Source organism: Streptomyces sp. NPDC088246, from assembly GCF_044741025.1.
In the GTDB taxonomy this organism is placed as follows: domain Bacteria; phylum Actinomycetota; class Actinomycetes; order Streptomycetales; family Streptomycetaceae; genus Streptomyces.
In genome coordinates, this window is record NZ_JBIURV010000011.1 from 128,490 (window position 1) to 142,096 (window position 13,607).

Consider the following 13,607-nt stretch of genomic DNA (forward strand, 5'->3'; position numbering starts at 1 on the left):
ACGACGGACTGCCGCGTACGCACCCGGCACCGGCCACGAACCGCTTCGGTGTCCGGCGCCGGTCCCACAGACCCGTTCCAAGGGGGAACCACCCACCATGTCCTCGCGCGCCCCGTCCCGATCCGCGTCCTCGTCCGGTTCGCCGCTGCCGGTCGACGCACCGGTGCTCGAACTCCGAGCGCTCACCCGCACCCACGGCACCGGCATCGCCGAGGTGCACGCCCTGCGTGGCATCGACCTCTCCGTGCACACGGGGGAACTCGTCGCCGTGATGGGCCCCTCCGGCTCCGGCAAGTCCACCCTGCTGACCATCGCGGGCGGTCTCGACACCGCGACCAGCGGCCAGGTCATCATCGAGGGCCAGGACATCGCCGGCCTCGGCCGCAAGGGCGTCGCCGCGCTGCGCCGCCGCAGCGTCGGCTATGTCTTCCAGGACTACAACCTGATCCCGGCGCTGACCGCGGCCGAGAACATCGCCCTGCCGCGCGAGCTCGACGGGGTCTCCGTGCGCAAGGCCCGCAAGGAGGCGCGGGCGGCGCTGGAGGAGTTGAAGCTCCTGGAGATCGCCGACCGGTTCCCGGACGAGATGTCCGGCGGCCAGCAGCAGCGCGTCGCGATCGCCCGCGCGCTGGTGGGGGACCGGCGCCTGGTGCTCGCCGACGAACCGACCGGGGCACTCGACTCCGAGACCGGTGAGGCCGTCCTCGCCCTGCTGCGCAACCGGTGCGACCAGGGTGCGGCCGGGGTGATGGTGACACACGAGCCGCGGTACGCCGCCTGGGCGGACCGGGTCGTGTTCCTCCGGGACGGTTCGATCGTCGACCAGTCGCTCACCGACGGCGCCGACTCACTGCTGGCCGCCGAGGGCGCCAAGTGAGCCTCTTCACGGGCTGGCGCGCCTCCCTCCGCATAGCCAGGCGCGACGCGATGCGCGCCAAGGGCCGTAGCGCCCTGGTGGTCGCGATGATCGCGATACCGGTGCTCGGCGTCACGGCCCTCGATGTGACGTACCGCAGCATGGCGCCGACCGTCGCCGAGCAGCTGACCAGCAATATGGGCTCCGCCGACGCACTGTTCAGCGACGAGATGATGGGGCCCATCGAGCAACTCCCCGATGGAGCGGTGAGCCACATCTACATGGGCGTGGACGACGCACCGCCCGTGGAAGACGGCGACCCGCTCGACATCAGGACGACGTTCCCCAAGGGTTCGCGGGCGATCAGCATCCAGTCCGTCCCGGCGAGTGTCACCACCCGGTACGGCGTCACGAACACCGACATCGTCGAGATCCGGACGTCGGACACGATGGCCCGCGGCAAGATCGACCTCGTGCGCGGCGCCTACCCGCACGGCAAGGGCGAGATGGCCGCCACCGGGCCGTTCCTGAAGGCGACCGGACTGCACGTCGGCTCGACCACCACCGTGCGCAACTCCGGCCGGACATACACCATCACCGGTGTGGTCGAGCTGCCCAGCGAGCTGAAGACCGAGGCTCTCTACGCCGACCCCGGTGCGGTCATCGCGCCATGGAAGGACAGCGCCGACCGCGACAAGAAGGTGCTTCCGCCGAACGCCGGGTCCACGGACTGGCTGGTCAAAGGCCCCGCAGGGGTGGGTGTGACCTGGCCGCACATCATGGAGGCCAACAAGTCGGGCGTGCTCGTCACGTCCCGGCAGGTCGCCCTCGACCCGCCGCCGGACTCCGAGGTCCCGCTGATGGCCAGGAACCCGCAGATCGCCGACAGCGGCTCCGGAGAGCTCAGCACTGCACTCGTCACCGTGATCGCCATGGCGGTCCTGGAGATCGTGCTGCTCGCCGGGCCGGCCTTCGCGGTCGGCGCACGCCGTTCCCGCCGCCAGCTCGGCCTTCTCGGCACCTGCGGCGGAGACAGGCGCCACATCAGGGCCGTGGTGCTCGGTGGCGGTCTGGTGCTCGGTGGCATCGGAGCGGTGGCGGGTGTCGCGGTCGGCCTCGGGCTCACCGCGGCCCTCCAGCCCCTGATCGAGAACTGGGCCGGACACCGGTTCGGCTCTCTCTCGATGCCGCCGCTGGAGTTGCTGCTCATCGCCGCGATCGGCCTGATCACCGGTTTGCTGGCAGCGTTCGCCCCGGCGATCGTGGCGAGTCGGCAGTCCGTACTGGAGTCGCTCACCGGACGACGCGGCGTCCGCCGCTCCTCACGGGTGCTGCCCGTCCTGGGCGCCTGCGTGCTGGCCTTCGGTGCCGCGATCGCCCTCTACGGGGGCACCAGCGGGAATTCGACACTGGTCGCCGGCGGCTCGATGGTCGCCGAACTCGGGCTGCTCGCCTGCATCCCGGTGATCGTCGGCTTCCTCGGGCGGCTCGGCAGGAGGCTGCCTCTCTCGCCCCGGATGGCGCTGCGCGACGCGGCCCGCAACCGCGGTCGTACCGCTCCCGCCGTCGCCGCGGTGATGGCGGCCGTCGCGGGTTCGGTGGGCATCGCCACCTACATGTCCAGCTACTCGGCCGAGTACGAGTACAACTACGCCCCCTCGCTCACCGAGGGAACCATCGTCGTCTCGTCCTTCGACGAGGAGTCGGCCGAGCGGCTCCCGCTGGCTCGGACGGCCGTGGAGCGGAACATGGCCGTCACCGGCGGACACGCGGACTTCCGACGGGTCTGGGCGGGCAGCGACTGCAACTCCTACGAGGAGAACCACTGCGGCACGCTGGAACTGATCAAGCCCGGCGGCAAAGCACACAGTTGTCCGCTCACCCGCAAGGGGGCCAAGGAACTTGCCGCGCGACTCTCCGCCGACGAACACAAGAAGCTGATGCGTTCCCCCGCCTGCCTGAACGACCGGATGACATCGGGTCTCTTCAACACGGACGAGAGCAACATCGTCGTCGCGGACGCGGCCCTGCTCGACACGTATGTGAAGCTCGACGACCCCGCGGCCGCCGAGGCGCTGGCCGCGGGCACACCGGTACTGCTCAACCCGGTGTACGCGGAGAACGGCGAGGTCACCGTCAAGGCGGTCCACCAATACAGCGAGAAGGACAAGAAGAACTGGAAGCAGCACCCGGGCAAGGCGCGGACCACCGTGGACAAGCTGAAGGTGTACGTGGCCCCCGCCAAGTACGCCGCCACCCCCGGAATCCGCATGATTCTTCCGAAGCGGACCGCGGCGCGGCTCGGCCTGCACACCAGGGCGGCCGGAAGCGTGTATGCCGTCGCCCATGCCCCGACGAACGCCGAGGACCAGCGGGTTTCCGGTGCCATCGCGCAGGCCGGCGGCGGAATGTGGGTGCAGTCCGATCACGGCCCCGGCCGGCAGGACAACACCGTACTGCTGATCCTGACCCTGTTCGCCGGGGTGGTGACCCTGGGCGCGGCCGCGATCACGACGGGCCTCGCCAAGGCGGACGCGGAGGCCGACCTCAACACCCTGAGCGCGGTGGGCGCGCCACCGGGCGTGCGGCGGAAGCTGTCCGGCTTCCAGTGCGTGGTGGTGGCGCTCACGGGTGTGGTTCTCGGCACGCTGGCAGGCCTGGTGCCCGCGGTGGCGCTGCGCCTCGTCGACCTGCGGGAAGCGCTGAAGACGATGCGGCTCGATCCCACGCAGTCGGCGTACACGCCGATCGTGCTGCCCTGGACGACCATCGGTCTGCTCGTCGTGTGCATTCCGCTGCTGGCCGGGGTGCTCGCGGCGGCGCTCACGCGCTCGCGCCTGGCGCTGGCACGACGGGCCGGATGATGACGCGGGCGGTGCGGTCAGTGGCCTGACCGGCTGATTTGGTGCCCTCGAAAACGGTGGATCAACCGTTTACGGGGGCACCACCGTGTTGTACGGCAGGTGTGCGAGACAATGGCGCCATGGAGATGCCGAGGAATGAACGGTCGCAGGAGCACCCCCAAGTCCTCGTGGTGGGGCAGGACGGCATGGCGATCGGCGGCGGTGGCACTGACGACGAATCGCGTGAGGTCCCGGTGACGGAGATGGTCGAACAGCCCGCGAAGGTCATGCGCATCGGCAGCATGATCAAGCAGCTCCTGGAGGAGGTCAGGGCGGCTCCTCTCGACGAGGCGAGCCGAGTCAGGCTCAAGGAGATCCACGCAAGCTCCGTGAAGGAGCTGGAGGACGGCCTCGCACCGGAGCTGGTGGAGGAGCTGGAGCGGCTCTCCCTGCCGTTCACCGAGGAGTCGGTGCCCTCCGAGGCGGAACTCCGGATTGCACAGGCCCAGTTGGTGGGCTGGCTGGAGGGCCTCTTCCACGGCATCCAGACGGCGCTGTTCGCCCAGCAGATGGCGGCGCGGGCCCAGCTGGAGCAGATGCGCCGCGCCCTTCCGCCGGGCAGCGGGCACGAGGACGAGGACGGCAGCGGGGACCACCACGGGGCCATCCGGTCGGGCCCGTATCTCTAGCCCGTACATCGCAATTGGTTCGTACACCTCGATCACGTAGCAACACCGAGGCCCGGCGCACATGGTCGACGACCTGTGTGCCGGGCCCCGTTGCGTGTGCTCGGTGGCGGGGCGCGTGTCAGCCCGCGGGGGTCTGCAGAAGCACCTTGCCGATGTGTGCGCTGGACTCCAGCACCCGGTGAGCCTCGGCGGCATCGGGCATAGGCAGCGTGCAGTGCACGATCGGCCGGACGACACCGTCGGCGATCAGCGGCCAGACGTGCTCGCGTACGGCAGCGACGATGGCGGCCTTCTCGTCGAGCGGACGGCCACGCAGCGAGGTCGCGGTGATGGCGGCCCGCTTGTGCAGGAGTGCGTTCAGATTCAGCTCGCCCTTGACGCCGCCCTGGAGGCCGATGATGGCAAGACGACCGTTGACGGCGAGGGCCTTCACGTTCCGGTCCAGGTACTTCGCACCGACGATGTCGAGAATGACATCCGCACCGCCCCCGCCCGTCGCCTTGCGCAGCTCCTCGACGAAGTCCTGCTCCCGGTAGTCGATCAGGATGTCGGCCCCGAGCTCCGCACAGCGCGCGAGCTTCTCCGGTCCGCCCGCCGTCACCGCGACCGTTGCGCCCACCGCCTTGCCGAGCTGGATCGCCATCGTGCCGATGCCACTGGACCCGCCGTGCACCAACAGCGTCTCGCCGGGGCGCAGATGGGCCACCATGAACACGTTCGACCAGACCGTGGCCGTCACCTCGGGCAGTGCCGCGGCCAGAGTCAGGTCGATTCCGTCCGGTACGGGCAGCAGTTGCCCGGCAGGCACGGCGGCCTTCTCCGCATAACCGCCGCCTGCGAGCAGCGCACAGACCTCGTCACCGACCGACCAGCCGATGACACCGGGACCGATCACCGAGATGCGGCCCGCGCACTCCAGGCCCGGGTACGGGGAGGCGCCGGGCGGCGGTTCGTAGAACCCCTGCCGCTGCAGCACGTCGGCGCGATTGACCGCGCTGGACACGACATCAACGAGAACCTCGCCCTCGCCGGCCACCGGATCTGGCACCTCGGCCCATACGAGCGCTTCGGGGCCACCGGGTTCGGGGATCGTGATCGCATACATGGCGGCGAGGCTACTCCGTGGCGCGGGCCGGGCGACGCCATGGCTCCGGGAGGCCGGGCGACACCATATGGACTGGCCGGGCGATGCCTTGGGCGGCGGGCCGGGCAGCACCGTGGCAGGCGGGGCCGACGGAAGCGAACCGTGCCGGCACGATGCCTGGGCCACGGACGCGGCGCGAGGCCCGCTACGGACGCGGCTTGCCCGTAGCCGGGTTGCTCAGCGGTGGTTCGTTGGAGGCACGCACGATGGTGATCAAACGGTCCGTCAACTGCAGCGGGCTGGCAGCCGGATCGTCGTATCCGATCAACCGATGCCCCCGCAACACGCTGACCACAAGGTCGTCGGTCTCCCGGACGCTCTTGCCCACCTCGGCCTTTATCACCGGCCGTTCGACGAGATCGAGACCGCTGCCCTGTTGGATCAGGTCCTCCATCACCGTGCCCGCGCTGGGGCTGAGGACGGAGAGGCCGAGCAGCCGGCCCGCCGCGCTGGCGCTGGTGATCACAGCATCGGCGCCGGACTGCCGGAGCAGCGGAGCGTTTTCCTCCTCGCGCACCGCGGCCACGATCTTCGCGCCGCGGTTGAGCTGCCGCGCCGTCAACGCCACCAGTACCGCCGTATCGTCGCGCTGGGTGGCGATGATGATCTGACGCGCCTTCTGGAGCTCGGCCCGCAACAGCACCTCACTGCGCGTCGCGTCGCCGACCACACCCACGAACCCTTCGGCGTTGGCGATCTCGATCACCTTGGTCGCCGGGTCGACGATGACGATCTGTTCCTTCTTCAGGCCGGTGGCCCGCAAGGTCTGGACGGCCGAACGGCCCTTCGTGCCGAAGCCGACGACAACGGTGTGGTCACGCAAGTTGGTTCTCCAACGCTTCAGCCGAAAGTCCTCCCGGGTCCGTTCCGTAAGGACCTCGAGAGTGGTGCCGACCAGGATGATCAGGAAGAGCACCCGCAGCGGTGTCACGAGCACCACATTGGTGAGCCGGGCGCTGTCTCCGTACGGGGTGATGTCGCCGTAGCCGGTGGTGGAGAGGGTGACCGTCGCGTAGTACACCGCGTCCAGCAGGTCGACGTTGCCATCGGCGGCGTCGTGATATCCACTGCGGTCGAGCCAGACGATCAGCACGGTGGCGGCAAGCACTATCAACGCCATCATCAGCCGCTTGGCGACCTGCCGCGCCGGTCCGTGGACGACCCTGCGCGGGAGCTGCACCCGCGTGGGCACGACATGCTCGTCGGCGCGCCTGGCCATCGCATCATGGCCGGGAAGTTTCACGTGAAACACCCTTCCGTCCACGGCGTCGCCGAGGCCCACGGCAAGTCGAGGATCTCCACCTCGGTGCCGGACCGTACCCCGCCCGGTGGTACGACGGCCAGTCCGTCCGCCGCGGCAATTCCCCGGAGCATCGCCGGACCGTTGTAGTGCAGCGGTATGACGTGCTCGGCACCGCTGCCGGTTCCCGCGTCGCCGAGGCAGCCGGCGCTGTCGCCGGTGCTGCCTGTGCGGTGGACAACAGGCACCAGACGGGTGTCGTGCGGGTGCCCGTGCACCTCGTCGCGTACGACGACCCGGTACGGCGCCTCCGGCGCAAGGCCGGCCAGCCCGCGGAGCAGCGGTTCAGCGAGCGTGAGGAGCCCCGAGACGGCGGCCAGGGGATTGCCGGGCAGTCCGACGAGATACCGGCCCCCGTCTGAATACCGGCCCCCGCCTGAGCCCTCCGTCTTGAGCCTGGCCAGCAGCATCGGGTGACCGGGGCGGACCGCGACGCCGTCGACCAGCAACTCGGCCCCGATCTCGGCAAGGACCGGGTGGACGTGGTCGACAGGGCCCGAGGCGGTACCGCCGGTGGTGATGACCAGATCGGCGTCCGAGGTGGTGAGGACGCGCCGAAGGGCCGACGCGTCGTCGCCGAGGCGCTGCGGGGCGGAGACCTCGGCGCCCAGCGCTCGCACCCAGGGGCCGATCATCGGGCCCAGCGCGTCGCGGATCAACCCGTCGTGCGGCAGACCGCTGGTCAGCAGTTCGTCACCGAGGACGAGGACATCGACGCGCGGGCGGGGGACAGCGACGAGCTCGTCGTATCCGGCGGCGGCGGCCAGACCGAGGACAGCGGGCGTCACCAGGGCCCCGGCGGGCAGGAGCTGATCGCCGGAACGGCATTCCTGACCACGAGGCCTGATGTCCTGTCCGGGGAGCACCCGCTGCTTCGCATGGAGCAGCCCCTTGGCCTCGTCCACGTGAGCGTGTTCGCTGCGGATCACGGCGTTGGCATCCGCCGGGATGCGTGCGCCGGTGGCGATCCGTACGGCATCACCGTCGGGGAGCGTGGCGGGGGTGCTGTGCCCGGCAAGGATGCCCAGATCCTGACCAGGGCGCGGACCCACACCCGTGTCCCCGCAACCCTTCTCCTTTCCTGCTTCTTCGACCTCGCGAATGGTCCACGGACCCGGTCCGGTGACGACCCAGCCGTCCATGGCGGAGGTGTCGAAGGACGGCAGATCGGTGAGCGCGACGAGCGGCTCGGCGAGTACGTGTCCGAGCGCCTGGTCGAGGGGCAGTCGCCGGACGTGGGCGGGAGCGTTCCGGCCCGACCGTGCGGCGAGGGCGCGCGCCTCCCGCCAGGGTGCAGCCCGCCTGTGCCGGTCACGCTCGTGGGGCCGGCCGGTGCCCCGGTTCGGGGACGGGAACTGGGATGCGGACGCAGATCTTTCCGCGGGCCGGTCCTTGGCGTTCGGCTGCCCCGAGGAGCCGGAGTCCATGAAGTGGAGCTGATCCGAATTCGCGAAGTGGAGCTGATCCGCGGACTGAGGTCGACGTGCGGGGTGGGGCTCACCCGACGACTGGCGCCCGACCAGAGCGAGGGCCTGTTCAACAGCCCGGTCCTCCTCGGCAGCCCGCAGCTCCTCCGGAGTCGGGCCCCGACCCGCTGTTGCGGGACGGTCGCTCGCCGAGGGCAGATTGTCCCCTGACGACAGGTTGGCCGCCGAAGACGGACTGACCGTCGAGGATGAGTTGGTGGCCGACGACCGATCGCCCACATCCAGCCCTCGGTCGATCGACGCCGGATGGTCACGGGCCGAAGGCCCGGCACCTGCCGAGGGCGCTACGCCCGCCGGGGGCCCGACGTCCATCGACGCGACGTCGGCCGCCGGAGGTGGGTCGGACCTGCCGTTATGGGCTGTCATTGCGTCTCGTTCTCGTCCGCCCACCGAAGTGCGAGCGCGGCAGCCTTGCGGGCGGCCTCGGCCACCGTCGCCGGTCCGTCGCCATCGCTGCTCGCCTTCGCCGCCGCGTACCCGACCAGGAAGGTCGTCAGGGGCGCGGCGGGCCGGGCGACGCCGTGGGCGGCGTCACGGGCGAGATCGAGCAGGACGTCGGTGTCGACTTCGAGTTCGATGCCCAGTTCGTTCTTGACTGCGTTGATCCATTCGTCCAGCACGGTCCCATGCTCTCTGATACGGGCCCGGGCCGACGCGATGTCCTCCCAGGTGTCGCAGTCGAAGGAGGCGAGCGGGCCGGCCTCCACCCGGGCAAGGTCGAGTTCATTCGTCAGCAACCGCAAGGGGAGTCCGGACAGACTGCCGTGCTCGGTGGCGAGCAGGGCGAGCTCGCGGCGCAGCGGTTCGGCACGGTACACGGCGACGAGGGGCTGGTCACGACCGCCCTGATCGGTGCACAGGGCCCCCTCCTGCTGCCCCTCACCGGCGGCGGCCAGCAGCGCTCCGACCGTGCTCTCCCCGAGGAACGGCAGATCGGCGGAGAGTACGAGAACCCAGTCCGCCGCGGTGCGCCGGACCCCGGCATCGAGCGCGGCCAACGGGCCGCCGCCCTGTGGTTCCTCCCGCGTCCAGGTCACTGCGCGCACGGTGGGCCGCCGCCCGCCCACCACCACGGTGGTCGAAGCATCGGCGCAGGCCGCCAGCACCCGGTCGAGCAGCGCACGGCCACCGACCCGGATTCCGGGCTTGTCGGCGCCGCCGAGCCGCTTGGCGGCCCCTCCGGCAAGGACGATGGCGTCATACGCGGTCATGCATCCGAGTATGCGGGCCGCAGCATCCCGTCGATCCTCCCCGTCCGCAATCCAGTGGATCAGTGAGGGGAGGATCGACGGGAGCCCGCGCGCCCCTTTACGCCTACAACGTGCGCAGCAGCACCGCCGGTTGCTCCACGCAATCGGCCACGTAGCGCAGGAAGCCACCCGCCGTACCGCCGTCGCAGACCCGGTGGTCGAAGGTCAGCGAGAGCTGGACGACCTGGCGTACGGCCAGCGCGCCCTCGTGCACCCACGGCTTGGGCACAATCCGGCCGACACCCAGCATCGCCGCCTCCGGGTGGTTGATGATCGGAGTCGAACCGTCGACTCCGAACACCCCGTAGTTGTTCAGCGTGAACGTGCCGCCCGTCAGCTCCGCCGGGGTCAGCCTCCCGGTCCGGGCCGCCTCGGTCAGCCGGGCGATCTCGGCCCCGATCGACTCCGCGTTCCGGACCTGCGCGTCCCGTACAACGGGGACAACCAGGCCCCGCTCGGTCTGGGCCGCGAACCCGAGGTGGACCTCCGGCAGCCGCACGATCTCCCGCGCCTCCAGGTCCACCGTGGAGTTGAGCTCGGGGAACCGGGCCAGCGCAGCGGTGCAGATACGCGCCAGCAGGGCGAGCACCGACACCTTTGGCCCGGCGGCCGGGCCACCGGCGCTGTTCATCGCGGATCTGGCCGCCATCAGCTCGGTGGCGTCGGCGTCGACCCAGCACGTGGCATCGGGGATCTCCCGTCGACTGCGCGCCAACTTGTCGGCGACCGCGCCCCGTACACCGCGCAACGGAATCCGCTCCACGGCCGGACCCGCAGCCGGCTGCGCCACCGACGGCTGCATACGAGGCACCGACGGCTGTACCGGAGGCAGCGACGTCGGCTCCGAAACCGACTCCGGCACCGAGACCGCGGCCGAGGCCGGCGTGGGAGCGGCCGCCCCCTCTGTGATTGCCCTGATGGCGGATTCGACATCGGCCCGAAGGATCAGCCCGTCGGGCCCGGAACCCGCCAGCTGCCGCAGATCAAGATCATGCTGTCGCGCCAGCTTCCGCACCAGTGGGGAGACGACGGCCACCGGCCCCTGCACCGCGTCCGGAACAGCCGCAGAAACCGCAGCCGCAGCCGTCACATGTGCGGCAACAGTCGCCGCCATCGCCTCGGGACGGACTCGTCGACGGCGCGCAACCGGTGCGCCCGTCCCGTACCCGACCAGCACATTGCCGGACGCCTCCGCCTCACCGGACCCGGAACCCGCCCCGCCTGAAACGGTCCCCGATCCCACAGCCGATACCACCGGCCCAGCCCCAGCCCCAGTGCCCGAGCCCGAGCCCGAGCCCGAGCCCGCCCCAGCGTCCGCCGGTCCCACTGATCCCAAGGCCCCCTCGGACCCCACCGCCACTGTCAACAGCGGCGCCCCGACCGGAAGTTCCGTTCCCTCCTCACCGAACCGCGCGGTCACCACGCCCCCGTAAGGGCACGGCACCTCCACCATCGCCTTGGCCGTCTCGACCTCGACGACCGGCTGGTCGATGGCGACGACATCGCCGACCTCCACCAGCCAGCGCACGATCTCCGCCTCGGTGAGCCCCTCGCCGAGGTCCGGCAGCTTGAACTCGAATACCTGGGGCATCAGCTCTCCGCCTCCCACTGCAGGCGGGCGACCGCGTCGAGCACCCGGTCCACGCCCGGCAGATGGTGCCGCTCCTGCATCGGCGGCGGATACGGAATGTCGAACCCGGAGACCCGCAGCACCGGCGCCTCCAGATGGTGGAAACAGCGCTCGGTGACCCGGGCCGCGATCTCGCCGCCCGGACCGCCGAAACCGGAGGACTCATGGACGACGACGGCGCGCCCCGTACGTCGCACGGAAGCGGCGACGGTCTCGTCGTCGAACGGCACCAATGAGCGCAGATCGACGACTTCGAGATCCCAGCCCTCTTCGACGGCCGCTTCCGCAGCCTCCATACAGACCGGCAGCGATGGCCCGTACGTGATCAGCGTCGCGCTGCGCCCGGGCCGGCGGACGACAGCCCGTCCGATCGGTTCCACGGCCACCGGCGCCTCGGGCGACCAGTCCGCCTTCGACCAGTAGAGCCGCTTCGGCTCCAGGAAGACCACAGGATCGTCGGAGGCGATCGAGGCCCTCAGCAGCCCGTACGCGTCCTCGACTGTGGCAGGCGTGACGACATGGAGGCCGGGCGTCGCCATGTAGTACGCCTCCGAGGAGTCGCTGTGATGCTCGACCCCGCCGATCCCGCCGCCGTACGGCACCCGGACCGTGATCGGCAACGGCATGGCACCGGCCGTCCGGTTCCGCATCTTTGCGACATGGCTGATGAGCTGCTCGAACGCCGGGTAGGCAAAGGCGTCGAACTGCATCTCCACCACGGGCCGCAGCCCGTACATAGCCATGCCGACTGCCGCGCCGAGGATGCCCGCCTCGGCCAGCGGGGTGTCCGTGCAACGGTCCTCGCCGAACTCCTTCGCCAGACCGTCGGTGATCCGGAAGACCCCACCGAGCGTGCCGACGTCCTCGCCGAGGACATGCACCGTCGGGTCCTCGGCCATCGAGTCGCGCAGTGCTCGCCCGAGCGCCTGCGCCATGGTGGCGGGTTTGGCCTTCGCCGTCCGCTCTCCGGCCGGCGCCGCTGCGGTGGTCATCGCCCTTCCTCCAGGTCGTTGTGGCCGTGCCGGCCCTGCTCGGCCTCCAGCTCGACACGCAATCGGGCGGCCTGTTCGCGTAGCTGCGTGGTCTGCTCCACGTAGACATGGGCGAAGAGATCCATCGGGTCGAGCACCGGATCGGCGTTCATCCGCTCGCGCAGAGCGGCAGCCATCCGCTCCGCGGCCACGCGCGCCTCCTCGATCCCGTCGTCGCCGAGCAGCCCCCGTCCGGTCAGCTCCCGCTCCAGGAGCTGAATGGGATCGTGTGCACGCCACGCCTCCACTTCGCTGTCGACCCGGTAGCGCGTGGCGTCGTCGGCGTTCGTATGGGCGTCCATGCGGTACGTCACCGCCTCGACGAGCGTAGGACCGCCACCGCTCCGGGCCCGCGCGACCGCCTCACCGAGAACTTGGTGCACGGCGGCCGCGTCATTGCCGTCCACCAGCCGGCCCGGCATCCCGTATCCCACGGCCTTGTGCGCCAGGGACGGAGCGGCGGTCTGCTTGGCCAGCGGTACGGAGATCGCGAAGCCGTTGTTCTGTACGAGGAAGACCACCGGGGCCCGCCAGACGGCCGCGAAATTCAGCGCCTCGTGGAAATCACCCTCACTGGTCCCGCCGTCACCGACCATGGCCAGCGCCACCACGTCGTCGCCCTTGAGGCGCGCCGCGTGTGCCAGCCCCACCGCGTGCGGCAGCTGGGTGGCGAGGGGGGTGCAGAGCGGAGCGATGCGGTGCTCGTGCGGGTCGTAACCGGTGTGCCGGTCGCCGCGCAGCAGCGTCAGTGCCTCGACCGGGTCCAGGCCGCGTGCCACGGCCGCCAGCGTGTCGCGATAGCTGGGAAAGAGCCAGTCCCGCTCCTCCAGCACCAGCGCGGCCGCTATCTCGCAGGCCTCCTGCCCCGTGCTCGACGGGTAGACAGCGAGCCGGCCCTGCTTGGTGAGAGCAGTGGCCTGCGCGTTGTACCGCCGTCCGCGCACCAGCTCCGTGTAGAGCCGCAGCAGCAGTTCGGGGTCGGCATCGGCCACGGCATCCGTACCGAGCACGCGGTACGGCTCGGGGTCCGGGAGCAGCGGCGCGGGATCGGTGAGCGGCTTCCAGGCCGGGGGCGGCGTGGGCCGGTAAGCGGCCGCGCCGGGCAGCTCTTGGACCGTCATGACAAGCACCTCCTGGCATCGAGGGGTTTTCGAGCGGCGTCTTGCGACATCGGGGGATCGTCCGATGTCGAGGGGTGCCGAAATACTTCGAAATGTCGAGCACTGTCCGAGGCACTGATGTGGCGTGCCTCACCTACCGATTGTTCGGTCGCGAGCGCATTTTGGCTACAGGCACCTTCAGCCTGTGGACAAACGGTTCTCCACAGCCTGGGATAGGGGCAGGTCGTCCAGGACAGGAAGGCGGGGGCACATGTCA

10 protein-coding genes are annotated in these 13,607 nt (G+C 70.4%); 3 read left to right on the forward strand and 7 right to left on the reverse strand.

The window, feature by feature from the left end; genetic code table 11:
- The first annotated feature begins 97 nt into the window (after positions 1-97).
- From ACIPEK_RS17530 to ACIPEK_RS17540, 3 genes are all read left to right on the forward strand, one after another.
- The gene (locus ACIPEK_RS17530) at positions 98-877 is read left to right on the forward strand and encodes an ABC transporter ATP-binding protein (protein WP_401996695.1); all 780 of its coding nucleotides are present in this window, start codon (positions 98-100) and stop codon (positions 875-877) included.
- On the forward strand, positions 874-3,720 hold the full coding sequence (locus ACIPEK_RS17535; RefSeq protein WP_401996698.1) for an FtsX-like permease family protein: 2,847 nt from the start codon (positions 874-876) through the stop codon (positions 3,718-3,720). Before ACIPEK_RS17530 ends, ACIPEK_RS17535 begins: the two co-directional genes overlap by 4 nt.
- A 119-nt stretch (positions 3,721-3,839) precedes the next feature.
- Positions 3,840-4,388, forward strand: coding sequence for a bacterial proteasome activator family protein (locus ACIPEK_RS17540; protein WP_114245465.1), 549 nt, complete (start codon positions 3,840-3,842; stop codon positions 4,386-4,388).
- Positions 4,389-4,506: 118 nt separating this feature from the next.
- Here the strand turns inward: ACIPEK_RS17540 and ACIPEK_RS17545 are convergent, their stop codons facing one another.
- The 7 genes from ACIPEK_RS17545 to pdhA all read right to left on the reverse strand — a co-directional run bounded on the left by ACIPEK_RS17545 (position 4,507) and on the right by pdhA (position 13,351).
- Entirely contained in the window at positions 4,507-5,493 is a 987-nt protein-coding gene (locus tag ACIPEK_RS17545) for an NAD(P)H-quinone oxidoreductase (RefSeq protein WP_401996702.1), read from the reverse strand.
- 184 nt (positions 5,494-5,677) lie between these two features.
- On the reverse strand, positions 5,678-6,814 hold the full coding sequence (locus ACIPEK_RS17550) for a potassium channel family protein (protein ID WP_401996705.1): 1,137 nt from the start codon (positions 6,812-6,814) through the stop codon (positions 5,678-5,680).
- On the reverse strand, positions 6,772-8,631 hold the full coding sequence (locus ACIPEK_RS17555) for a molybdopterin-binding protein (RefSeq protein ID WP_401996898.1): 1,860 nt from the start codon (positions 8,629-8,631) through the stop codon (positions 6,772-6,774). Before ACIPEK_RS17555 ends, ACIPEK_RS17550 begins: the two co-directional genes overlap by 43 nt.
- A gap of 50 nt (positions 8,632-8,681) precedes the next feature.
- Positions 8,682-9,530: an NTP transferase domain-containing protein gene (locus ACIPEK_RS17560; RefSeq protein ID WP_401996708.1), complete on the reverse strand. Its 849-nt coding sequence runs from the start codon at positions 9,528-9,530 to the stop codon at positions 8,682-8,684.
- Positions 9,531-9,633: 103 nt separating this feature from the next.
- Positions 9,634-11,160, reverse strand: a complete 1,527-nt coding sequence (locus tag ACIPEK_RS17565; protein WP_401996711.1) for a dihydrolipoamide acetyltransferase family protein — start codon at positions 11,158-11,160, stop codon at positions 9,634-9,636.
- Positions 11,160-12,191 (reverse strand): alpha-ketoacid dehydrogenase subunit beta, encoded by a 1,032-nt coding sequence (locus ACIPEK_RS17570; RefSeq protein ID WP_383069791.1) that lies wholly within the window; start codon positions 12,189-12,191, stop codon positions 11,160-11,162. The genes ACIPEK_RS17565 and ACIPEK_RS17570 overlap by 1 nt, the downstream gene beginning before the upstream one ends.
- Positions 12,188-13,351 (reverse strand): pyruvate dehydrogenase (acetyl-transferring) E1 component subunit alpha, encoded by a 1,164-nt coding sequence (pdhA, locus tag ACIPEK_RS17575; RefSeq protein ID WP_383069789.1) that lies wholly within the window; start codon positions 13,349-13,351, stop codon positions 12,188-12,190. Before pdhA ends, ACIPEK_RS17570 begins: the two co-directional genes overlap by 4 nt.
- Positions 13,352-13,607: the final 256 nt, after the last annotated feature.